Origin of the sequence: Mycobacterium sp. TY815, from assembly GCF_030755135.1 — a bacterium.
Lineage (GTDB): Bacteria > Actinomycetota > Actinomycetes > Mycobacteriales > Mycobacteriaceae > Mycobacterium.
In genome coordinates this window covers 133,009-158,074 of record NZ_JAUFRX010000002.1, presented here as the reverse complement: position 1 = coordinate 158,074, position 25,066 = coordinate 133,009, and the positions used below count along the sequence as shown (strand labels likewise).

Annotated in this window: 9 protein-coding genes; all 9 read left to right on the top strand. The window is 65.9% G+C overall.

The features are described from left to right. Positions 1-240 precede the first annotated feature (240 nt). The 9 genes from QXK92_RS20385 to QXK92_RS20345 all read left to right on the top strand — a co-directional run bounded on the left by QXK92_RS20385 (position 241) and on the right by QXK92_RS20345 (position 24,881). Complete coding sequence (locus QXK92_RS20385) at positions 241-9,384, top strand: non-ribosomal peptide synthetase (RefSeq protein WP_306244675.1); 9,144 nt, start codon at positions 241-243, stop codon at positions 9,382-9,384. Continuing rightward, positions 9,381-14,870, top strand: a complete 5,490-nt coding sequence (locus QXK92_RS20380) for a non-ribosomal peptide synthetase (protein ID WP_306244674.1) — start codon at positions 9,381-9,383, stop codon at positions 14,868-14,870. The genes QXK92_RS20385 and QXK92_RS20380 overlap by 4 nt, the downstream gene beginning before the upstream one ends. Further along, complete coding sequence (locus tag QXK92_RS20375) at positions 14,867-15,940, top strand: saccharopine dehydrogenase NADP-binding domain-containing protein (protein WP_306244673.1); 1,074 nt, start codon at positions 14,867-14,869, stop codon at positions 15,938-15,940. Before QXK92_RS20380 ends, QXK92_RS20375 begins: the two co-directional genes overlap by 4 nt. Then, positions 15,937-16,959 (top strand): Gfo/Idh/MocA family oxidoreductase, encoded by a 1,023-nt coding sequence (locus tag QXK92_RS20370; protein ID WP_306244672.1) that lies wholly within the window; start codon positions 15,937-15,939, stop codon positions 16,957-16,959. The genes QXK92_RS20375 and QXK92_RS20370 overlap by 4 nt, the downstream gene beginning before the upstream one ends. 114 nt (positions 16,960-17,073) lie before the next feature. Continuing rightward, positions 17,074-18,555, top strand: coding sequence for a biotin carboxylase (locus QXK92_RS20365; protein ID WP_306244671.1), 1,482 nt, complete (start codon positions 17,074-17,076; stop codon positions 18,553-18,555). Further along, positions 18,552-19,721: a serine hydrolase gene (locus QXK92_RS20360; protein WP_306244670.1), complete on the top strand. Its 1,170-nt coding sequence runs from the start codon at positions 18,552-18,554 to the stop codon at positions 19,719-19,721. The genes QXK92_RS20365 and QXK92_RS20360 overlap by 4 nt, the downstream gene beginning before the upstream one ends. 444 nt (positions 19,722-20,165) lie before the next feature. After that, a complete protein-coding gene (locus tag QXK92_RS20355) occupies positions 20,166-20,921 on the top strand; it encodes a hypothetical protein (RefSeq protein WP_306244669.1) in 756 nt (251 codons plus the stop codon). Then, entirely contained in the window at positions 20,918-23,038 is a 2,121-nt protein-coding gene (locus tag QXK92_RS20350; protein WP_306244668.1) for an Rv1355c family protein, read from the top strand. The genes QXK92_RS20355 and QXK92_RS20350 overlap by 4 nt, the downstream gene beginning before the upstream one ends. 19 nt (positions 23,039-23,057) lie before the next feature. Then, complete coding sequence (locus tag QXK92_RS20345) at positions 23,058-24,881, top strand: bifunctional diguanylate cyclase/phosphodiesterase (protein WP_306244667.1); 1,824 nt, start codon at positions 23,058-23,060, stop codon at positions 24,879-24,881. Positions 24,882-25,066 lie beyond the last annotated feature (185 nt).

Below are 25,066 nucleotides of genomic sequence, written 5' to 3'. Positions count from 1 at the left end.
CTGAAGCGCCCGTGTTGCACATCGTTTGCAGGAACGGCCTTAATGAACATGATTTTCATGTTATAAATTGCCTCTAGCGCTGAGGTTTGTCAAACCTTGCTTGGTCGTGTCGGAGGATTCGTCAGTGGGAAGGGTTTCAATGCCATGACGACCGAACCTCCTGCGATAACCAGCGCTGGGGCAAACAACGGAGTCCACCGGGACCGGAGCAATATTGAGGTTGCATCCTCGGTGACTGGGATGGCGACGCCCGAAACCGAAAGGGCTCAGTTCGTGCAGAACCGGCTACGGGGACCGATCGGCGGTCTCCGCATCAACGAGGTGATCGCGGATTGGGTTCGTCGACGCCCCGAGGCGGTCGCGCTGCGCATGGTCCAGACGGACGGCACGGACGTGTGGTCCTACCGGCGGTTGTGGGAACGGGTGAGTCAGATCCGCGACGGTGCCTTCGCCGACCTGCTACCCGGTTCGCGATTGGTGATGGCGCAAGCCGGCGATGGCGACTATGTCGCCGGATTTCTCGCGGCACTCGAGGCCGGACTCATTCCGGTGCCGTTGTATCTGCCCGCTGCCGACGCCCCGGAACGGTTCCTGCGCCGAGCTCACCATATTTTGCAGGACTGCGAACCCGCTGCCGTGTACACCAGCGCCGAACTCGTCGATGTGATCGGACGTGATCCCGCCTTGGGTGGTCTTGCCCTGCGCACGCCGGACTCCGAGGCCCAGGACGCGCAACGGCCGGCGGCCGGTCCTGCGTCGCCCGTCGGGCACATCGCGTTCCTGCAGTACACATCGGGCTCCACCGGAGAACCGAAAGGCATTGTCAACACCCATGAGTCGGTCATGTACCAACGCGTGTGCGGTGATGCGATGTGGAACCGCAATGAGGACATCCACACCGTCAGTTGGCTGCCGCTCTATCACGACATGGGCATCTTCTGGGGCGTGATGCTGGCGCTGACAACCGGCGGCAGTGCCACGCTCATCCCGCCATTCGATTTCGTGCGCAACCCGCGAATCTGGCTGGAAACGGTCGATCGCGTACGCGGGAACTGGATCGCCGGGCCGGACTTCGCTTACCGACTCTGCATCGATGCGTTCGACGACGCGGCGGTGGCCGCTCTGGATCTCTCCTGCCTGCACCTGGCCACCAATGGAGCAGAGCCGGTGCGCCCGACCACGTTGAGCGGTTTCGTGGAGAAATTTCGATCGGCCGGTCTGCGAGACGACGTTCTGGTGCCACAATACGGTCTGGCCGAGGCCGGCCTCGGCGTCGCGGGAACCCTCAAGCCGCGCCGGTGGGTGCAGGCAAGCTTCGATTCCGAGCAGCTCAATCGTGGACGCGCGGTAGAGGTTTCGTCGTCGGCTGAGGCACGGCGCACCCGGACGCTGGTCAGTTGTGGCGACAGCACGCTGGGATGGGACGTGCGGATCGTCGATCCCGAGCGCCGTACGGTCGTCCCCGACGGCGAGGTGGGCGAGATCTGGGTAGGAGGCAGCGGACTTCCGGACGGTTACTGGCGTAGGCCCGAGGCGACGGCCGAGATTTTCGGAGCCACCACCTCCGACGGCGCGGGACCTTATCTGCGAACCGGGGACGCGGGTTTCTTCAGCAGCGGCGAGCTCTACATCTGCGGTCGCTATCGCGATCTGATCATTGTGGGCGGCGGCAACTACTTCCCCAACGACATCGAGTCGACCGTCGAAGAATCGCGCTGCGGAGTGGACAGCGGCGGCGCCTGCGCCGTCCAGCCCGAGGCATCCGACAGCTGGTGGCTGATCGCGGAAACCGCGGATCCCGCCGAAGATCTGGGCGACATCAGTCGGGTGCTGCGACGGCGGATTCTGTCGGCGCATCAGACCGCGCCGGAACGCATCATCTGGGTCCGTCCGCGCGTGCTGCCCAGAACGACGTCCGGGAAAATCAGGCGGCGCAAGGCTCTGGGGATGCTCGAGTCCGGACGATTCGAGGTCGTCTATGAGGCATCGATCGCTTCTGGTCCGTCGCACGCGCGCCCGCCGGCGACCGAGCTGGCCGAGTGCGTTGCGGCCCTGCTCGGCATTCATGTGCATGACCTCGACAGCGACTCCGATCTGATCGCACTGGGCCTGACATCGGTGATGACCGCGCAGGTTGTCGAATGGGCCCTCACGCGGTCACGGCATCTGGACTTCGGTCAGTTGTACGCCGAACCGGCGCTGCGCCACTGGCAGCAGCTCTTCGATGCCGCTCCAATCAGCCAACCGCCCGTCCGGGCCGACGAGGCGTCCGACACCTTCGCAACCACAGCGCTGCAGCGCGCCTATTGGATCGGCCGCAGCACCGAGCAGCCGCTGGGCGGCGTGGGCTGTCAAACCTACTTCGAACTGAGCGGAGCCGCGATCGACCCGGAGCGTCTCAACGCGGCGCTCGACGCGCTGGTGCGTCGACATCCGATGTTGCGCAGCACGTTTCCCGACCCTGAGCGCGCTCACATCGCCCCGGAGAATCTGCATTCTCCGGTGCCGGTGCACGATCTGACCCGCGGTGCCGGCACCGAGCACAGACTTCACCTCGACGAGGTACGCACCAGGCTGCGCACGCACCACTTTGACATCGAAACGGGTGACACGTGGCGAGTCGAACTCACCCGGTTACCTGAGAGTTGCGTCCTGCACTTCGCGATCAACTTGATCATTGCCGACCTGACCAGTATCGGGATCATTCTGAGCGACCTGGCCGCGCTGTACCGGGGCGACGAATTGCCGCCATTGCCAACATACTTGGGCGACCGGGGGAGCGCAGTCCAGTCCGCTTCGGCGCTGCTGACGAGCTCGGTGGAACCGCTCCCCGAATGCCCGCAGCTGCCACGGACCGAAGAGCGCGAGATTGCGTTCCGGCGCCGGCAACACACGCTGAGTACCACCGCGATGGTGAGACTGGACGAAAGCTGCCGGGCGCACGGCGTCACCCGCGCAGCGGCGTTTCTGGCCGCCTACTCTCTGGTGCTGCGGCACTGGAGCAACGCCGAGGATTTTCTGGTCAACGTCACCACGTTCGGGCGCCCGCCCGGCATACCGGATGTGGTCGGCGATTTCACCCGAACCCATCTCTACCGATGCGCGCTGCCGGAGCCGACCACCGTTCTCGATTTGGTCCACGGTGCTCAGCAGGGGCTGCGGTTGGCCCTGGCCGCACCCGAGTCCGCCGAACTGCTCGCGGCTCAGTTGAGAGCCGGTACCGGACACAGCGGTATGGCGCCGGTGGTGTTCACCTATGCGGGGGAGACCACGGTCCTGCCCACGCGGGATGTCGAGACTCTCGGTGCCGTCAGTCACGTGTCGTCGATGACTCCGCAGGTGCTGATCGACAACCAGGTGGGGGTCGTGGGCGACAACCTCGTCGTGTCGTGGGATTACCGAGCGGGTTGCTTTCCCGCCGGCGTTGTCACGGACATGTTCGACGCCTACGTCGGTCTGTTGGAAGCTCTCGGCAGCCATGACTGGTCGACTCCGGCGGCCATCGAACTCCCGCACCATTCTCAGCTGGTACGGCAGCGGCGCAATGCCACGACGGCGGCGCGGCCGGCGGGTTTGCTCTTCGATGCGTTTCGCGAACAGGCGCGCAGCGATCCGGCCAAAGTTGCGTTGCGTTGGACGGCAGGCGAATTCGACGATGGAACCTACCGTGACCCTATCGCCAACCTGCAGCCGCAGTTGGCTTACGGTGCGCTCGATGAGCACGCTCGTCGTGTCGCGGGAGTGCTGATTCAACGACACGCCCCTGGTTCGATTGTCGGCATACAGCTGCCCAAGGGGCCCGCCCAGGTGGTGGCCGCACTCGGAGTGTTGATGGCGGGCTGCAGCTACCTCCCGGTCGGAGTCGACCAGCCCGCAGACCGGTTCGCCAGAATCTGCAGCATCTCCGGGATGTCGGGGCTGATTCGCTCGAAAGAGACCCACTGCGGCAGTGTCTCCGCGGCTCTGTTGATCCACGACATCGAGTCGATGATCGACTGCGTGGCGGCGGAGCCGGTTCGCGTCGATCCGGACGACACGGCCTACGTGATCTACACATCAGGGTCCACCGGTGAACCCAAGGGTGTCCTGATGTCGCATGCGGCGGCATTGAACACCATTGTGGACGTCAACCGCCGCAACGGGATTGGCGCGACTGATGTGGTGCTCGCAGTATCGGCACTGGATTTCGACCTCAGCGTCTACGATATTTTCGGTCCGCTCAGCTGCGGTGCAAGTATGGTGACCATCTCCGAGCAGTCCCGCCGCGACGCGTTCCACTGGGCCACGCTGGTCAACGAATTTGTGGTTACGGTGTGGAATTCGGTTCCCGCACTGCTGGACATGCTGTTGATCGCCGCGGGTCGAGGCCGCGATGTGCTGCCGAGCCTGAGGTCGGTGTTCCTCTCCGGTGACTGGATTCCGTTAGATATGCCGAAGCGGCTGCATCATGCCGCGCCCCGGGCGCGCCTGGTCGCCATGGGCGGTGCTACCGAGGCCGCGATCTGGTCGAACGAGTTCGTGCTACCGCCGGATGCCGATCTCGATCCTGAATGGGTGTCGGTGCCGTACGGATACCCGCTGTGCAACCAGATGTTCCGGGTCGTCGACAACGACGGACGCGACCGACCCGACTATGTGGCGGGTGAGTTGTGGATCGGTGGAGCAGGCGTCGCGCAGGGGTATCACCACGACCCGGAATTGACCGCCGAGCGATTTGTGTTGGACGAGAACGGAATCCGCTGGTATCGAACCGGTGATCTGGGCTGTTACTGGCACGACGGGACCTTGCAGTTCCTGGGCCGGATCGATTCACAGGTCAAGATCGGCGGCCACCGGGTGGAGTGCGGTGAGATCGAGCACGTGCTGCGCGAGCATCCGGTGGTCGAGAACGCGGCAGTGGTGCCGATTCAGGGCAATACGGCGCTGGGAGCCATCCTCGTTGGTGATCTCGGTGTCGCGGAGTTCACCGATGCCGAGGCTGTCGAGTTGCGGGAGTACCTGGCAGAACGTCTGCCGCAGTACATGATTCCGCGAGTGATCATGCCCTGCTCGGAGCTGCCGCTCACGGGGAACGGCAAGATCGATCGCCGCTGGGTGACAACGGAACTGGAGGAGTTTGCCCGCTCGGGTAGGGATCGACAGCCGGCCGCCGACCTCAACGCGGTCGAAAGGTTGGTCGCCCAAGTCTGGTCGGAGGTGCTGGGCACCGCTATCACGAGCCGGACCGACAATTTCTTCGCCCATGGCGGTGACAGTCTGCGTGCGACGCAGGTAGCCGCCCTGCTGAAACGCAAGGGAGTGAAGGGCGCCACCGTAGGGCAGCTGCTCGGTCGTCAGACGCTCGGCGAATTCAGTTCGGTCTGCCTGGTCGGCGCGCAACCGCATGACGGCGAGCCTGCCGGCCCCATGCTGCTCGGGGATGAGGCATTCCCGCTCACCCGGCTGCAGCAAGCGTACGTGCTCGGCAGTGCTGGTCTGCACGGAACCTCTGTTGCGCCAACATCTTTTGCGATCGTTCTGGCCGCCGAGGGGCTCGGCGGCCGTGTCGAACTCGACCGCTTCGGCGACGTCGTCAGTGCCTGTGTGGCGGAGTTCGCGGTATTGCGCTGCGCGCTGGATGACGACACCCATCAGCGTGTGCATAGCGACGCCCCGCCGGTGGCGGTCAACGTCGTCGCCGGCGTCGGCCCCGAGGCCCTGATGGAACACATGGCCGGCGCGGTGTTCGATCCGCGGACGGTGCCGGTTGTGCAGTGTTTCGCGCTGACGGGTTCGTCGCGGTACGTCGGTTTGCTGATCAACTACCTGAGCCTGGACGCCCGCAGCCTGGCGACGGTGCTCGCGACCGTCATCGCCGACTACCAGCAGACGCCGCGGCTTCTCGACGTCGATGTCACGGCTGACGTGTTCGCGCGCTTCGCCGCCGAAAGGCAGGGCGGCGACCGGGGGGAGAGCCAGGATTACAGCGTGGCGGCCCCGACGCTGCCGGTGGCGGCCCACCCGGCCGGTCCCCCGGCCCGGGTGATCTTCGAGCGGTCGAGTTTCTCTCTGGGGCCCGATGAGGCGAGAGCACTGCGCGATCGCGCAGCGGAACTACGGGCGACACCAACCGCCTTGGTTTTCGAGGCCTTCACCGATGCGCTTGCCTCGATAGGTGCCGGGGAGCGATTCGCGGTCGTAGTCCCCAAGACCCACCGCCCGGCCTACGCACCCGTTGAGCGTGAAGTGCTGGGCAACTTCACCCGACTGGCGCTGTGCGAGGTTGACTACGGCGAGGTTCAGCCGGGCTCGCCGGACGCGGTCACCGCCGCTCAGGCCGAACTGTGGCGCGCGGTCTCCGACGACAGTGACGCGACCGGACTGTTGGCCACGCTGCGGGCCGCCGGGTCGCCGGGCTACCCGGTCGTGTTCACCAGCACGGTTGGTCTCGCCCCGTATTGGACGGCGCAACTGTCGAAGGTCAGCACTTTGACCCAGACTCCCGGAGTGTGGTTGGACTGCCAGGTCGAGGACGACAACGGCGGCATTCGGGTCAGCTGGGACACGGCCCAAGGCATCATCGACGACGAACCACTGACCGCCGCCTTCGCGCGGTTCGAACAGGCGGTGTGCCGCTACGCCGGGCGCACGGGCGCGGTGGTGCCCACATCCCGCGGGCGGGACCTGCCCGAGCAGCCTTCTGACGCGGGCTGGGCGAGCGCAGTGATCGCCGCGGCGGCGAACCTGTGCGACCCCGGCCGCGTCCGTCCCGAGTACGTGCCCCTGTTCCGTCGGTGGCAGCAGCGAGGGAACGGTGCGGCGGGCGGTCCGGATACCCAACGCGCGGCGCGCAGACTGGCCGACATCGTCACCGGGGCGGCATCGGCACGCACGCTGGTCGGGGATCCGCAATTAGCGCCGGAAGCGATGCTGCTCGCCGAGGACCGCATGCGGGAAGCGTTCGACGATCTTGCCGAACGGATCTTCACCCACGCCCGCCGGCTGGGAAGGCGGCTGCGCATCGCCGAAGTGGGTTCCCGTACCGGCTTGATTTCCCAGCGCATTGCCGAGACGGTCGGCGCGGTGGTCGACGAGTACGTCTGCTTCGAACCCAATGCGGTGCTCGCGGAGATCGCCGCCGGCAGGCACATCGGTGCGCCCACACGACACCTCGCGGCCGCCGAGCAGCTGGCGGCTACGGAAGCCGACGTGGTGATCTGTTGTGGTTCCTTGCATCAGCTGGAAGACGCGGGGCCTGTGCTCGAGGCCCTCACGGTCTCAGATGGCGGGTGGCTCTGGATCGCCGAGAACTGTGAGATCACCGCGGCGACCCTGGCCAGCGCGGCAGTCCTCAACCCCGATCTGCTTGCGCCTGAATCGGACTCACTGTTAGCGGCCGACCAGTGGTGGCGCTTCGTGGCCCAGCACGGTTGGCAACCGGCGCAGATGACGCAGGACGGTCCGGGTCTGATCATCATCGCCCGCCGAGCGGGTGGCACGCCGGTGCGGCGGGCCCCACGCGCCCGCTCCGCACCATCGGCGCCGGTGCCAAATCGTCCGCTCGACGAGGCGGCGCTGGCCATGATTGGCGGTATCTGGCAGCGGCACCTGAACATTCCCATGCCCACCGCTGACGACGACTTCTTCCTGCTTGGCGCCGACAGTCTGGTAGCCACCCGCGTCTATGCCGATCTGCGGGCCGCCGGCTTCACCGGGCTGGCTCTTGTCGACCTGTTCAACTATCCGGTTCTCGGTGAGTTGGCCGCACAAGCCGGCGCCCCGGGTGTACCGCAGCCGGTAGTGAGCGCGGCGCAGGCCCTCGACGACAACGAGTACCCCCTCACTGTCGTCCAGCAGGCGTATCTGGCTGGGCGGGAGGGTGGTTTCCTGCTCAGCGGCGTTGCGGCACACTGCTATTTCGAGTTCGAAGCGACTAGCCTCGACCGACCGAGGTTCGAATCGGCTGTGCGTCAACTTATCTCGTATCACCCCGGATTGCGCACCACCGTGACCGGGGGGCCCTCGGCCCGCCGCGCCGTGGTCCACTCGGCGCCCATCGAACCCGTGATCTCTGACTGTGCCGACGTGCGCGCGCGGATGCGCGACCAGGTCATCGACCTCCTCACGCGACCCGGTATCGATGTCGGGATCGAGACGGCCGAAGACGGCAGGACCACGGTCGGCATCAGCATGGACAACATCATGCTGGACGGCACCAGCATGATGATCGCCCTCGGGCAACTCGACTACCTCTACCGCAACGGAAGTCCTGACGAACTGCCCACGTTGCGCACCTCTTTCGCGCGGTATGTCGGTAGCCACCCCGAATTGTGGCCGGACGCGGACGAGTCGGTGCTGCCCGCGCTGGCGGCCAGCCGCGACTACTGGCGCTCGCGCCTGCCGTCGCTGCCGCGCGCGCCGGAACTGGCCGACATGGGGCTGCTCCTCGACATCGACAAGCCGACGTTCGAGCGGGCAACCGCCGTTGTTCCGCAGGATGATTGGCAGAGGATCACCCGGCGGTGCCGCTCGGAGCGTGTCACGGCGGCGTCGTTCCTGCTGGCCCACTACGCGCGAGTGCTGGCGCAGTGGGCCGGCGCCACGCATTTCTGCGTCAACGTCACCCTCTTCGACCGCGATCCCGACGTTCCCGGAATCGCAGACGTGATAGGCGATTTCACCTCCCTGCTGTTGCTGGAGTGCCGTATCGATCCGGGCGTGTCGATATGGGAACAGGCCCGCCGCCTGCAGCGGCAACTGCTGACCGACCTTCCGCATCGTTCCGCAGACGCGGTCTGGCTGCAGCGCGAGTTGCTGCGTCACCACGGCATACCGGGACAAGCGGTGTATCCCGTGGTATTCACCAGCGGACTCGGCTTGGTGGATACGTCGAGCCGGTCATCATTCGAGTTCGGTGAGTTGGTCTATGGCCTCTCGCAAACCCCGCAGACGGTGCTGGACTTCCAGATGTGGGAGCGCTCCGGCGCGCTGGCTCTCTCGTGGGACTTTGTTACGCAAGCGATTTCGACGACCGACGCTCGGCGTTACCTCGATCTGATGGTCGAAGGCCTGGTGAGCGCCCTGGCTGTGCCTGCCTCCGCAGCTCAATCGCCCGGAACCGGGGATGAGTTCGTCGATCGGGTCTTGCGAGTGTGTGCCGGCGCGCTGGGTCTGCCCAGGGTCGAACCGGGCGACAACTTCTTTCTGCTGGGTGGCGATTCGGCTACTGCTACCAGAGTGGTGGAGCAACTCAGCCGGGAGGTATCGGCCACTGCGACACTGCGACTGTTGTTCGAGCGCCCGGTACTCGGCGAGTTCGCCGCCGCACTCGCGACCGCGGCCACCGTGAGCGAGGGTGATCAGGCGCCCGGCGACGACGTCGACTTCGAAGAGGGTGTGTTATGAGTGCGGCGGACCTGATCGCCCACATGCGACGCATCGGGGTGCGCCTCTGGGTGGACGGCGAGAACCTGCGCTTCCGGGCGCCGCAGGGCGTACTCGATGCGGCACTCAAAGCCCAGTTATCCGCCGCCAAAACAGATCTCATCGCGGAGCTGACCCGCGAGGCGCAGCTGGTGCGGGCGCCGCAGGACCGCTTCGAGCCTTTCCCTCTGACCGACGTGCAGGCGGCGTATTCGCTGGGACGCACCTCGGCATTTCGCTGGGGCGGCGTCGGCTGCCACGGCTATGCGGAGTTCGCCGTCGATCACGGCATCGCGAGGCCGGGCGCACAAGCGTATCGGTCGGCCTGGCGGAAGGTCGTGGACACCCACGACATGTTGCGCTGCGTGGTGCATCCAGACGGATACCAGGTCATCTGCCCCGATCTTCCGGATGGCCTGGCGGTCCACGAGAGCCCCGACGAGCAGCAGATAGCCGTTGTGCGCGCCCGGACCTCCGAGGAACTTCGCAATCGCACCTACCCACTCGGTGAGGGCCCGATGTATGACATCGTGGTCACCATCGGTCCGCACGACAGCGTGGTGCACGTGTCGGTGGATCTGCTGATCGCCGATTTCGTCAGCATCTTCATCCTCATGACGGACTTTGGGCAGTGCCTGCTGGACCCCGAATACGCGCCCCCGCCAGTTGATTTCAGCTTTCGTGACTACCTGCTGAACGTCACTCGGCACCGTGACTCGGTCGCGGGATCGACGCGCCGGCAACGAGACCTGGACTATTGGCAGGCCCGACTCGAGCAGCTTCCGCCGCCGATTTCGCTGCCGATCCCGCCGGCGGACGCCGGCTCCGCGGAAACGCTCGCGCCCACCTTCACACGGCGCGCGATTCGGCTGTCGGCTGAGCAGTTCGCCGCTTTCACTCGCCACGCAACCGCCCGTGGCGCCACGGCGAGCGTGGCGATGACGACGGCGTTCAGCACCGTGCTGGGCCGTTACGGCGACCGTGACCACTTCCTGCTGACGCTGACCACGATGGCCCGGTACCCGTTCGCTGCATCGGTGGGTCGGCTGGTCGGTGACTTCACCGGTACCAGTGCTCTGGAAGTCGACGTGCGTGGGCAGCGCACCTTCGGTGAGTTGCTGCGGAGGATCGGGGCGCGACTGTTCGAGGACATGGACCACGCCGGCGTCAGCGGCGTGGAGGTGGCCCGCATGCTTGCCCGCAGCGATGAGAACCGGGGTGAGCACTCACCGGTGGTGCTGACGTCGACCCTGGGTGCTGCGGCCCAGCAGGACCTCGGAGCCAACGCATCCTTCCTGCGACCGATACCGGGCCGCGGGCTGAGCCAGACACCTCAGGTGTTGCTGGACTGCCAGATTTTCGAGATCGACGGCGGCTGTGAGATCAACTGGGACAGCCGCGACGGGGGAATAAGCGACGAGGTGCTCGACCGAGCCTTCGCCGATTTTCGGGATGTGCTGCAGACGTTGAGCGCGGACGCCGGTGCCTGGGATCGCCCCGTACTGCCGGCCGTGGCACCCGAATCAGCGTCGATGCCTGAGCCTGACGACGCGGCGTTGCTCCATGCCGGCTTTCTGCGCCACGCGGCGCAGACGCCGGACGCGGTGGCTATCCGGCACGGCGACGAGGCCACCACGTACGGCCAGTTGCTGGCCGCCGCCCGTGCGGTCGCAGCGCAGCTGTCCGATGTCGGCGTCGGGGATTACGTCGGGATCCGCCTGCCGGAAGGGCGGCGTCAGGTGGCGGCCATCCTCGGCACCGTGCTGGCCGGCGCGGCCTACGTGCCGCTCGACGTGATGTGGCCGGATCACCGGATCGCGCAGATCGCCGAGCAATGTTCGCTGGCCGCATTGTGTCAGCCGGGCGGGCCCATCGACGAGATGCTTGCAGATCCGGCGACGTGGTCGCCCCGGGCCGCCGATGAGCCGCAGCCCACGGCCCCGTCGTCGGATGACACGGCCTATGTGATCTTCACATCGGGCTCGACCGGAACTCCCAAGGGAGTCATGGTGAGTCACCGTGCCGCGGTGAACACGGTCGACGATGTGAACGATCGCCTCGGTATCGGTGCGAGTGACTCGGTGCTGGCCGTGTCGCAGCACACTTTCGATCTGTCGGTGTACAACATCTTCGGCTTACTGGCCGTCGGCGGTGCCGTCGTGTTTGCCGCAGGCAGCGAGCGCAACAATCCGCTGTCCTGGCTGGACGCAATGGTCACCCACGGCGTCACTGTCTGGAATTCGGTCCCAGCGCAGATGCAACTGCTGCTGGACCAGGCTGAGGGAAGGCAGACGCTGCCCGCGCTGCGGCGGATCATGTTGTCCGGTGACTGGATTCCGGTGACCCAACCCAGGCAGATCGCCGCCTTCGCGCCGGGAGCTTCGATGTTGAGCCTCGGTGGTGCCACCGAGGCAGCCATCTGGTCGATCTGCCACCAATTGGACAGCCGCCGGTATGCGCGCAGCGTCCCGTACGGCACGGCCATGCGCAATCAGAGCGTGCATGTCCTGACCCACCGTGGCGAACCGGCGGCCACGTGGCAGGTCGGTGAGATCCACATCGGGGGAGTGGGCCTTGCCCAGGGGTATCTCGGCGACCCCGCCCGTACCGCGGCGGCGTTCATCACCCATCCCGTATCCGGTGCCCGCCTGTACCGGACCGGCGATTACGGCCGAGTCACCGACGAGGGTGTGATCGAACTGCTCGGCCGCCGGGACAACCAGGTCAAGATCCGGGGCCACCGCATCGAATTGGCGGAAGTGGACGCGGCACTGTCGGACCTGCCCGGTGTACACGCCGCGGTGAGTGCTGCTGTCGGCGGCGCACCCCATGACCGGATCCTGGCCGCCGCGGTGGTCCCCGATGCCGCAGGTCCCGACGAGCTCACCGAGCGGCGTTGCGCCGCAGATGAAGTGCTCCGCGATCTGAACAAGGTCCACCGGCACCAGACCGAGGGTCTGGAAATCGAGAAGCTGCTCGCCTTCGGTACCGCAGCGCGCGAGGCCGCGCTGTCGAGCATGTGCGCGGCGCTGGGCTCGGCGGTACCTCCTGGTGAGCGCGTCACGGTGAGTGAACTGGCCCAGCGTTTGTCGCTGCCCGAACGTCTGCAGCGCCTGCTCCGGCGCTGGCTCGACGCGCTGGTTGATGACGGCCGAGTGACAATGCACACCGGATCGCACCTGGAAATTGTTGAGAAATCCGAACTTTCCGATTGTGAAGCGCAGTGGCAGCGGGTACGCGAGTTAGGAGCGGAGGTCGACTACGGCGACGACCTGCTGGCCTATGTGGGCGAATGCATCCACCATCTGCCCGGATTGTTGTCAGGCACCGTCGATCCCCTGCAGTTGCTCTTTCCCGAGGGCACCGTCGACACCGCGACGGCTGCCTACCGGGACAACCTGGTCAGCAGATACACCAATCAACTCGTGGTGTCCGGCCTTACCGCGCGTGCCGCCCGCAACAGTCAGGCGACTCCGCGGCGGCCCCTGCGCGTCCTGGAGGTGGGCGCCGGGGTGGGCGGCACCAGCGCGGGGCTCATCACCGCGCTTGCGCCCTATCCCGTGCACTACGTCTTCACCGACGTGTCGAACTTCTTCCTGGCCCGGGCCCGAAACCTGTTCGCGGAGCACGATTTTATCGACTATCGACTCTTCGACATCAATCGGCAGGCTGCGGTGCAGGGTTTCGCCCCCGCCTCGTTCGACGTCATCGTCTGCGCCAACGTATTGCACAATGCGGTGAACATCGACGATGCGCTCGGCGCGTTGCACCGACTGCTGGCACCTGGCGGGTCATTGGTCTTTATCGACGCCACAGCGGTCAATCACCCGCTGATGATTTCGATGGAGTTCAAGGAAGGGCTGCACGGCTTTTCCGATGCCCGGGCGGGAACGAACTCGGCATTTCTCAGCTACGCACAGTGGGAGGATGCGCTGCGGCGCTCACCCTTCGGCGAGGTCACCAGTTTCCCGCCGCCCGATCATCCGTTGGCATTGCTCGGTCAGCATGTGTTCTGGTGTGATTCAGCGTCCGGGGCCCGCGTCTTAGTGCCCACGGAGTTGATCGAGGGTGCCCGACGGCTGCTGCCGAGCTATATGGTTCCGCAGCAACTGATCTCGCTGCCCACGCTGCCGATCACGGCCAACGGCAAGATCGACCGGGCTGCGGTGACCGCAGAACTGCAGGCGCTCCGCTTCGCTGCCCGCGCGGGCGGCAGCGCCGTGGGTGGGCAGCAGCTGAACCTGGACGAGATGCAAGCCCGCATTGCCCAGATCTGGTCGTCGGTACTGGGAGTGGACGTCAGTCAGATTTCGCCCAGCTCGGACTTCTTCGCCCTGGGGGGAGATTCGCTGCTGATGGCTCAAGCGATCGGCAGAATCCGTCGCGAGATCACCGAAGCCGCCGGCCTGGCCTGGGACGATCTGCTGCGCGCGATGGTGTCCAATCCCACCCTGGGTGCGGCGGCCGACGCGGTGCAGCGGCCCGGCACGTCTTCGGCGCCGGACGGGGCGGACCCGGCGGCCGGCGGTGCCGGCTCACCGCTGGTGTACCTCGGTGCGGGACAAGGCTTTACCCCGGAGACCGAGATCGCGGTCTGTGTGCACGACGGAAGCGGCGGATTGACCCCCTACGACCACCTGACACCGCACCTGCTGGCCGCGGGTGACCGGGTGCCGGATCTGTACGGACTGCGCAGGGTCCCGGGCGACGGCTACTCGACCATTGAGCCCGTGGCATTGTTCACCACCCTGGCGGCCCGTTATAGCGAACCGATCATCGCGCTGGCGCCCAGGAAAGTTCACCTGCTCGGCTACTGCATGGGTGGATTACTGGCCGCCGAGATGGCCAAGCGCCTGGAGGAGGCAGGCGTCGCCGTCGGCACCGTGACGGTCGTCAGTTCCTACCGGGTGCCCATTGATGTGCAGGACGACGACGTTCTCGACTACTGCTTCGCGCAGATTCTGGGTGTGGCGCCGGCGAGCCTCGGCATGGAGGTCGACAACGAAGCCGTGCGCGGCGCTTTCAGTCGGGCGCGGGCGCGGTATGTCGATGTCATTCCGCCCGGTGCCCTGCGCAGCGTCGCCGAACCCGTGCTGTCCGCGTGCCTGCAGCGGAGCGTGGAACCGGGGGAGCCGCGGCTGAAGCGCCTTGCGGACTCCGGGGCGCTGGGGCAGGCGTGGGACGTCGAATCACTGGCTGAGCTGCGAAGCATCTTCGTCCACAGCCTGCGGGCGGTGGTGCATGGCGCCGCGGACCCGTTTCTGGGCGACATCCACTTTCTGCGTCAACGGGGAGATATCCACTTCCTGCCGACGCTGCAGGAAGACATGACCGCATTCTGGGCCGATTACTGCCTGGGAGAGTTGACGATAACCGATATCGACGGCACGCATTTCGATTGTCTGGTCGGCGAGAATGCGCAATCTGTCGCGAAGCTGCTGGTCGATTCCTGGGCCGGCGGCACGTGAAGGCGTTGTTGTTCGGTGCCACCGGCGCTGTCGGGACGAGCTGCCTCGACATTCTGACGCGACAGGACGATGTGGCGGTGACGCTCGGCGGGCGCGACGAGGTGCGGCTGCGCGATCTCGCCGCGTCCATCCCGTCGGCGCACCGGGTTGACGTCATTCGACTGGATGTCACCGACACCGCGGCCGTTGCCGCCGCGGCACGGACCCGCGACGTGGTGATCAACTGCGCGGGACCCTCACAGCGATTCAGCGCGGCGGTCGCGGGTGCGGTCATTGGCGCCGGAGTGCCCTACGTCGACCCGGGCGGTGACCACGCGTTAATTGTCCGTATCGCGGAGTCCGGGCCCGCTGTGCCGGTATTGCTGCAGGCCGGTGTTCAGCCTGGTCTTTCCGGCCTGGTGCTTCGGCTGCTTGACACGCACCGGCCGGACGAGTGCGCCGGCATCACCGTGTGGTGTGGCGGGTTGCAGCCACTGACGCCGGCATCGGTGCTGGAATACCTTGCCAGTCTCGGCGATTCGTTCAGTCACCCGAATTGCGCACTGCGCGGCGGGGTAGTAGAGCGGGTTGGCCGGGCTGAACTGATCGCTGCCCCGGCGCCGTATTTCTCCGCCTCGGCGACGGTGCGCCCACACCTTGATGCCGAGACTCTGGCTGTTGCCGAACAGCTCGGCATCGGTGATGTGTTGTGGCTGAATGTGTTCGACGGCACGCACACCACCCGGGCAATGCAGCTGCTGGCGCTCGACGACCAGCGCGGCGCGGATCTCGACGGTGTGCTGGCGGCCGCCAAACTGGATCTGTTCGGTCGGCAGCCCTATTTCGCCGTCGTCGGCAGCACCGGAACGACCACCGTCGCAGTCACATGCCCGGACAGCTATCGCGTCACCGGGGCGTTGACGGCCTTCGCCGCCCGGGACGTCACCGGCATGACGGCCGGTGTCCGGCCGTTCTGCAGCATCGAGCAACCGCAGCGGGTGCTCGACTTCTTGACCGAAGCTGTACCCGGGGTCGAGATAGCCTGTGTCGACGATTCGGTGCCACCCCTGATCGAGGAAGGCTTGCTGTGACCGAAAGACGGCGACCTCGGGCCGTCGTGGTGGGAGCGACGTTCGGTGCGATCTACGCCGAGGCTCTAGCCACCGCCGATTCGCCTGTTGAGTTGATCGCGGTGGTCTCCACCGGATCGCCGGCCTCGGCGGCACTGGCCGGGAACCTCGGCGTAGCGCTCTGCACGGACGTGGCGGATCTGCCGGATGCGGACATCGCCTTCGTGGTGGTGCGCTCGGGGGTGGTGGGTGGAGACGGCGTGCGGATCAGCGAACAGCTGCTGGCGCGTGGCGTCCACGTGATGCAGGAACAGCCCGTGCATGCCGACGAAATCCTGTCGTTGTTGCGGGTCGCGAAATCTCATGCTGTGCAGTACGCGGTCAACGATTTTTACAGCCGCCTGGCGCCGGTACGCCAATTTGTCTATGCCGCAAGGGCTCTCGATAGGCTCTCGCCGATCCGTTACGTACACGCGCGATCGTCGATCCACGTCGCCTATCCCTTGTTCACCATCCTCTGCATGGTCATCGGCCCGCTGACGCCGGCCAGAATGGCCTTCCCGGGCGAGCGCAGTGCCGGTCCTTTTGTGTCCGGACGCCTCATCCTCGGCGACGTTAGCGTGGACCTGCTGATACAGAACGAACTGTGTCCCACTGACCCCGACAACCACGCCCGGCTGATGCACGCCATCACCGTCGGATCTGACGCCGGCGAACTGGTTCTGACTCACACCCACGGCTCGACCCGGTGGCACCCGCGTCCCCGTGCCGAAGCTGCAACCGCGGACTCACCCGTCAGCGAGTTGGTCGGCGTCGATTTCGAGCCCACCGCGGCGCAAATTCGAAACGACATGTGGCCGGCTGCAATTCGGTTGGCGGCAGCTGATTTCCTCGAACTGATCGACCGTTCAACCGTCCCGGTCACGCAAAGGTTCGTGAGAGCGGTCCGGTTGTGGTCGGATTTCACTTCGGCGATGGGGCCGGCGACCCGGATCGATCCACAAGAGCCGAAGTATGTCTCCGCTCACGAATTGACCTAGCCCGACCTCGCACGCTCGCGGAGGGTTCGCCCGGGGTGAGCGCAGCGGCTGCCGCCGCGCCACTGCAGCCCCGTTCACTCCCCCGGCCGGGACGTCGCCACTATCGTGGCCGTCATGAATGTGACAACCGGTGCGCAAGCGCCCGACCCGCGTCGCCCGCTCAACGGTCTCTCGGACGTCCGCGCGTTTTTTCACAACAACACCGTGCCGCTGTACTTCATCTCGCCCACGCCGTTCAACCTGCTGGGCGTCGACCGCTGGATCCGAAACTTCTTCTATCTCACCTACTACGACGCTTTCGAGGGCACCCATTCGCGCGTGTTCGTGCCCCGGCGACGAGACCGCCGTGATTTCGACTCCATGGACGAGGTGTGCAGCCACCTGCTGTCCGATCCCGAGACGCTCGACTTCATCGAAGGTAAAGGCCCGGGCGGCAAGTGCTGCTTTGTGATGATGAATGAGGAGATCCAGGCGAAGGCGCGGGCGGCGGGGCTGGAGGTCATGCATCCGCCGATCGAGCTGCGCGAGCGGCTCGGCTCCAAGATCGTTATGACGCGGCTGGCCAACGACGCGGGTATCCCGAGCGTGCCCAACACGATCGGACGGGCCGGCTCCTATGACGAATTGCTGACGCTCGCGCAGAACGCGGGGCTGGGTGATGATCTCGTCATCTCGATCGCGTACGGCAACGCCGGCAGTGGGACGTTCTTCGTGCACGGTCAGCGCGATTGGGACCAGCACGCCGGCGATCTGGTCGGGCAGGAACTGAAAGTCATGAAGCGCATCCGCAATGTCGAGGTGTGCCTCGAGGGTGCGGTAACCCGCCACGGCACCGTGGTCGGGCCTGCGATGACGAGTCTCGTGGGTTATTCGGAGCTGACGCCGAGCCGGGGCAGCTGGTGCGGCAATGACATCTGGCACGAGGTGTTGCCGCCGGCCCAGACCCGCGCCGCGCGTCAGATGGTGACGAAGTTGGGCGACGTCATGCGCCGCGAGGGTTACGTCGGCTATTTCGAAGTGGACCTGCTCCATGACCTCGACTCCGACGAGCTCTACCTCGGCGAGGTGAACCCCCGCCTCAGCGGCGCCAGCCCGATGACAAACCTCACGACTGAGGCTTACGCCGACATGCCGCTGTTCCTCTTTCATCTGCTCGAGTACATGGATGTGGAGTACGAACTCGACATCGACGAGATCAACGCGCGCTGGGAGCGGGGCTATGGCGAAGACGAAGTCTGGGGCCAGGTGATCATCACGGAGACCTCGCCGGAAATCGAGATCTTCACCGCGACGCCGCGGACCGGCGTATGGCGTATTGACGACGACGGTCGCGTCTCCTTCGCGCGAACCGCCAACGACTGGGCCACCCTGCTCGACGGCTCCGAGGCGTTCTACATGCGGGTCGCGGCGCCCGGCGATTTGCGTTCCGAGGGTGCCCAACTCGGCGTGCTCGTCACCCGCGGCCACCTGCAGACCGATGACTATCAGCTGAGCGAGCGCTGCCAGCGCTGGGTCAAAGGAATGAAGGCGAAGTTCACCTCAACGCCCCTGACGCCCGCTGCGCCGATCGTCTCTCGGCTCGTCGCACGAGCGTGAGCGCCCCGCCGGGCATTGCACTGGACAACTGGCTGGCGCCGCCGTACGCGAAGTGGTCGTTCCAGCACGTCGAAGACTTCGTGCCGACCGCGGTCATCTCGCGCGGGACCGGACCGGTGGCTGAGTTGCCCATGGCCGGTGCTCCCTTGTCCGACATCCCGGTGCCCGGCACGGCCGGGGCGGCCACCACCGTCGGCGCGGTGATGGCCGCCACCGCCACCGACGGGTGGGCGGTGGCCTACCGCGGATCCCTGGTAACCGAGGAGTACTTCGACGGCATGCAGGCCCGGACGCGGCACCTGCTGTTCTCGGTGAGTAAATCGCTGGTGGCCGCCGTCCTCGGCGTGCTGCACCAGGCCGGTGCGATCCGGCTCGACGCTCCCGTCACGGAATTCGTTCCCGCTCTGGGGCATTCCGGCTACGCCGGAGCCACTGTGCGCGATCTGCTGGACATGAGGTCCGGTATCGCATTCTCGGAGAACTACGACGACCCGGCCGCGGAGATCCACCTTCTCGACCAGGCGATGGGGTGGGCCCCCAGGAGCCGTCCGGACGCACCCGCCACGCTGCGGGACTTCTTGTTGACCTTGCGCCGGAAAGCGCCCCATGGTGGGCCGTTCGAATACCGTTCGTGCGAAACCGATGTGCTCGGCTGGATCTGCGAGGTCGCCGGCGCTGCGCGGATGCCGGAGCTGATGTCGGAGTTGCTGTGGAGTCACCTGGGTGCTCAACGTGACGCCACCATCGGCGTCGACGCGGCGGGAACGGGGTTTTTCGACGGGGGCGTCAACGCCTGCCTGACCGACATGATCCGGTTCGGGTCGCTGTTTCTGCACGAGGGCGTCTCGTTGACCGGGCGGCAGGTGTTGCCGGCGGCGTGGATCGCCGACACGTTCGAGGGCGGTCCCGATTCCCGGCAGGCGTTCGCCGCGAACCCCGACAACGACGAGATGCCCGGTGGCATGTACCGAAACCAGATGTGGTTTCCCGGTCCGGGCAGCAATGTCGTGCTGTGCCTGGGCATGTGCGGTCAGATGATCTACGTCGACCGCTCGGCGCAGCTGGTGGCCGCCAAATTGTCCACGCAGGCGCATTCGCACGAGCCGCACATGCTGGCCACCCTGCGCGCCTTCGAAGCGGTGGCTCAGCAGCTGAGGTCCATGTAATCAGCTGCCCGGCAACATAATCAGCGCTCAAGAGTGCTGCGCCGGGCCGTCGTCAGAGACAACCGCCGGTCGCCGGTGAAACGCCCTACAATCCGAGGTGACCCGGACCCTATGGTCACGACAATCGCAGTGGCCTAATCACCCGCAGACGAGGCCATGAAAAGCGCTATAACTCAATCTTCGATCGCACGGCACTCCCTTTCGGCAATTCCTCGGAACCGCGGGCTGTGACTGCGTCATGAGATCCGGTTCGCGCGGCCGGAAAGTCCGCGCAGAGTTTTACGTCCGGTTATTTTTAAAGTTCTCGGGCTGGCAAGAAGGGTCCTACCAGGGGATCCACTGACGGGCAACTTGGGCCCAACCTGCGGGACAGGGTTGAATTCCGGGTAAACCATCTCAAGCACCGGAAATTCAACTGCCTCGCAGTCAACAGATTGGAGAATAATGACCACCGCCGCTTGCGATTCCTTTGTCCCGCCGACATTGCCGTTTCAGGAAAGCCTGAGTTTGCGGTTGCCGGACGCAAATTGCAAACTGGTCGTATCGAATCCAGTACTGGACCCTACTTTATGGACTGAGTATCTCGAAGGCGCTATTCGTAGCTATACCAAGCACGGTGTAGAACGTACTTTGAATATCGACGCGATCGCCGATGGCGCTGACACATGGCTGTTTTTCGCGGCGGTCGACAGTGTGGGCGATGTGGTGGGTGGGGCCCGTGTGGTGGGGCCACTCTGGTCGGCCGATGATTCGCATGCTGTGATCGAATGGGAAGGTAGTCCGGGGGCGGTCGCGGTTCGCAAGATGATCGATGACCGGGTCCCGTTCGGCGTCGTCGAGGTGAAGACGGCATGGGCTGACAGTGCGTCTCGTCATCGCGACGCGATTGCGACAGCCCTGGCGCGCACGGCATTGCCGATCATGGCCCTGTTGGGGGTCCAGTTCGTGATGGCGACGGCGGCGGCCCACGTGTTGGACCGCTGGCGTGCCTCGGGGGGAGTGGTGGCAGCGACGATCCCCGCGGTGGCGTACCCGGACGAGCGCTACCGCACCAAGATGATGTGGTGGGACCGCAGCACGATGGCCAACCACGCTGACCCCAAACAACTTTCGAGAATGTACAAGGAGACGGGCGAGCTTATGCGGGACGCGGAGGCGTTGGGCGGCATCGGCATGGCGAGCGCGGGCAGGGGCCGGTGAACAACGCGCTCGACGGTGACACCTGCCAGGCGGTCGTGCTCTGTGAAGGCGATCCCGACGATCGCCCTGTGCTCGATCGGCTCCGGTCCGATCCGGACATCCAGTGGATCGACAGGTTCGACGGACAGCTCGACACCGCGCGACGCTCGCTGCCGCGGACCGAGCCTGACCTGCCGGACCGGTGGTGGGCGTACTACCCGTGGCGGCGCTCGGCGGTCGCCATCCTGGGTCCCGAGGCGTTTCGTGCTGTGCGCCTCGACCGCAACCGGCATCTCATCACCGATGCGGAGCAGCGCACACTGAACGGGCTGCGGGTGGGTGTCGTCGGCGTGAGCGCCGGCCACGCGATCGCCTACACTCTGGCTGCCGAAGGTGCTTGCGGCACACTGCGACTAGCCGATTTCGACGAATTGGAGCTGTCGAATCTGAACCGGGTGCCGGCAACCGTCCTCGACATCGGCCTCAACAAAGCGATCGTCGCCGCCCGGCGGATCGCGGAGTTGGATCCCTATCTGGCAGTGGAGGTCGTTGCGACCGGGCTTTCGGCACAGTCGGTCCAGGATTTCCTCGACGGGCTTGATGTCGTTGTCGAGGAATGTGACTCGCTGGATATGAAAGTGCTGCTGCGGCAGACGGCGCGCGCTCGCGGTATCCCGGTGCTGATGGCGACCACCGACAGGGGCCTGATAGACGTCGAACGCTACGACACCGATCCCCGCAGACCGATTCTGCACGGCCTGCTGGGCGATATCGACGCGGACCGCCTCAGCGGCCTGACGACCCGGGAAAAGGTGCCGTACGTTCTCAACATTCTTGACAGCCAACAGCTTTCCGCGCGCGGTGCGGCCTCGCTGGTCGAGGTCGGCCAGACGCTGTCGGGCTGGCCTCAGCTGGCCGGCGACATCTGGGTGGGAGCGGCCACGGTGACGAGCGCGGTACGGCGAATCGGTCTGGGAGAACCACTCGGTTCCGGCCGGGTGCGGGTGGATGTCAATGCCGCGCTGGATCGCCTCGAGGAACCCGTTGTGGCGGATGCTGTTCCGGCAGTGACACCCGGGTCGGCCACCGCCCCGCAGGCCCGGCAGCCGGTCAGCGAGGTCATAGCCCAGGCGGCCATCTGCGCGCCGTCCGGCGGTAATGCCCAGCCCTGGCATGTTGTGGCTGAACAGGATTCGCTGACCATCCGATTGGCGCCGGAACGCACCTCGATGATGGACATCGCCTTCCGCGGTAGCGCGGTCGCGCTCGGAGCGGCGATGCTCAATGCCCGGATCGCGGCAGCGGCCCACGAAATGCTGGGCCCCGTCGCATTCGACACGACACAGCCCGGCTCACCGTTACAGGCCACGCTGCGGTTCGGCAGCGGCGCCGACCCGGGTCTGGCCGCTCTCTACGAGCCCATGCGGCATCGGGCTACCAACCGGTACCACGGCACCCCCACTCCGATCGATCCGGCCACGGTGAAGCTGCTCGAAGACGCAGCGGAGACTGAAGGCGCCCGACTGCGCCTGTTGTTAACACGCGACGAGATCGACCGGTCCGCAGCCATTCTGGCCGCCGCTGATCGGGTCCGCTATCTCACCCCCAGGCTCCACGAGGAGATGATCTCCGAGCTGCGCTGGCCCGGAGATCCGGCGGCCGAAACCGGCATCGACGTGGCCAGCCTGGAACTCGGCCCCAGCGAGCTGCCGGTTCTGGGGTTGTTGAGCCGCCCGGATGTCGTTGCACGCCTGGCGCAATGGGATGCCGGCACCGCGCTGGGGAACAACATGGCCGAACGGGTCGCCGCGAGTTCGGCGCTCGCCATCGTCTACGTCGAGGGTGCCGAGCTCATCGACTTCGCCCGCGGCGGCTCGGCCATGCAGGCCGTGTGGATCGTCGCCCACCAATGCGGGCTCGCCGTGCAACCAGTATCCCCGGTCTTTCTCTACGGCTGCACAAAAGAGGATCTGCAGAAGGCGTCGCCGCACTTCGGGGCGGAGTTGCACCGGCTGCAGCAGGAGCTGCGCGCCCTGGCCGAACCCGCGCAGGATGAGCACGAAGTGCTGATATTCAGGCTCTTTCACGCCCCGCCGCCGTCAGTGCGCAGCCGCCGGCTCCCGCTCACAACCAACTGAAAGTCGCGAACCTCGAGAAATGCAGGACTACGCCACGCCGCACCGGCTCGACCAGATAGTCACCGCCGTTGCCAACCAACTCATAGCTGCCGACGCCAGCACGTCGGTGGCGGTCAGTCAGCAGGTACTGGCCTACCTGGTCGATCAGCTCGGCGTGGACGTCAGCTTCCTCCGTCACAACGACCACGAGATCGATGCGACGAAACTCGTGGCCGAATGGCCGCCCCGCCACGACATCCCGGATCCCGATCCGCTTGCGGTGATCTACTTCGCCGATGCCGATCCGGTGTTCGCGTTGTGCAAGAACGCCAAGGAGCCACTGGTTGTGCGGCCCGAGCCGGCCTCGGACGACTACCAGCAACGTATCCGGGAAGGCCGCCAGATCATGGCCACGTCGCTGGCTGCCGTGCCACTCATTTCCGCCGACGTCACCACCGGGGTGCTGGGTTTCGTCAAGTACGGCGACCGGGAATGGCAGCAGGCCGAACTCAACGCCCTGATGGCCATTGCCAGTCTGTTTGCCCAGGTGCAGGCCCGGGTGGCCGCCGAGAGGCAGCTCCGTCACCTCGCCGACCACGACGACCTGACCGGCCTGCACAATCGCCGGGCCCTGCTGCGGCATCTCGAGCAGCGGCTGGCGCCGGGTCAGAGTGGCCCGGTGGCCGCGCTGTTCCTGGACCTCGATCGCCTCAAAACCATCAACGATTACCTGGGCCATGCCGCTGGTGATCAGTTCATCGAGGTGTTCGCCCGGCGGCTGCGTTCGGCGTGCCTCAGCGACAGCCTGATCGCCCGACTCGGCGGTGACGAATTCGTCATCGTGCCGCCATCGCCGATGAGCGCCGAGGCCGCCGTGCACTTTGCCGAGCGGCTCAGCGCCCAATTCAAGGAACACGTGTCCATCGGGGGCGAGGTGCTCACCCGCACTGTCAGCATCGGCACCGCCTGCGCGACGCCCGGCATCGACACCCCATCGAACCTCATCCGCCGGGCCGATCAGGCCGTCCTGGCGGCCAAGCATGCCGGCGGGGACGGCGTGGCCACCTTCACCGCCGACATGTCGCAACGCAGCGAGCTGCGCAACGACATCGAGCTGCACCTGCGCAGTGGCATCGAATCCGACGCCCTGCGCCTGGTCTACCTGCCCGAAGTGGACCTGCGCACCCGCTCGATCATCGGAGTCGAGGCCCTGGTCCGGTGGCAGCACCCGACCCGTGGACTGCTGCCGCCCGACTTGTTCATTCCCGTCGCCGAATCGGTCAATCTCGCAGGCGAATTGGACCGATGGGTGTTCCGTTCGGCCTGCCGGGAATTCGCGGAGTGGCGAGCCGCCGGGCTGGGTCGTGATCTGGTGCTGCGTATCAACGTCTCGCCCGGCCAGTTGGTGACCGGCGGATTCGTGGAGTTCGTCGCGGACACGATCAGCCGCCACGGCATCGGCGCCTCCTCGGTGTGTCTGGAGATCACCGAGAACGTCATCGTCCAGGACCTTCAGACCGCCCGGGCCACGCTGGCCGGGCTCAAAGACATCGGGGTCCAGATCGCGATTGACGACTTCGGCACCGGCTACAGCGCCATGTCGCTGCTGCAGTCACTTCCGATCGACACGCTCAAGATCGACAGAGGATTCGTGCGCCGGCTGGGAACCGACACCAGCGACCTGGTCATCGTGCGCGGGATCATGGTCCTGGCCCGCGGCTTCAACCTCAACGTGGTGGCCGAAGGCATCGAGACCGAGAATGCCGCGCAGGTGCTGATCGATCACCAGTGCTACCGGGGCCAGGGGTTCCTCTATTCGCCGCCGGTGGCCGGCGGCGTGATGCGGCGCATGCTCTCCGGATAGTCCATTGCGGGACCGGCACGAGGGTTCCTCACCACCCGGCGCCCGGCGTGTTTGACACACGTGCAACGGGGTATTCGCGGTGCCACGGCTGAGGAGGAAGATGGTCACTCGCACTGGCCCGCGACGAGCCGCCCTCGGCTCGCGCACACCGCACACGTCACTGCAGTCACTCTCGTCACTGCAGG

What these genes read in the sequence shown, in the direction of transcription:
- QXK92_RS20385 (WP_306244675.1), top strand. Translation starts at nt 241, where the DNA reads ATGGCGACGCCCGAAACCGAAAGGGCTCAGTTCGTGCAGAACCGGCTA.
- QXK92_RS20380 (WP_306244674.1), top strand. Translation starts at nt 9,381, where the DNA reads ATGAGTGCGGCGGACCTGATCGCCCACATGCGACGCATCGGGGTGCGC.
- QXK92_RS20365 (WP_306244671.1), top strand. Translation starts at nt 17,074, where the DNA reads ATGAATGTGACAACCGGTGCGCAAGCGCCCGACCCGCGTCGCCCGCTC.
- QXK92_RS20355 (WP_306244669.1), top strand. Translation starts at nt 20,166, where the DNA reads ATGACCACCGCCGCTTGCGATTCCTTTGTCCCGCCGACATTGCCGTTT.
- QXK92_RS20345 (WP_306244667.1), top strand. Translation starts at nt 23,058, where the DNA reads ATGCAGGACTACGCCACGCCGCACCGGCTCGACCAGATAGTCACCGCC.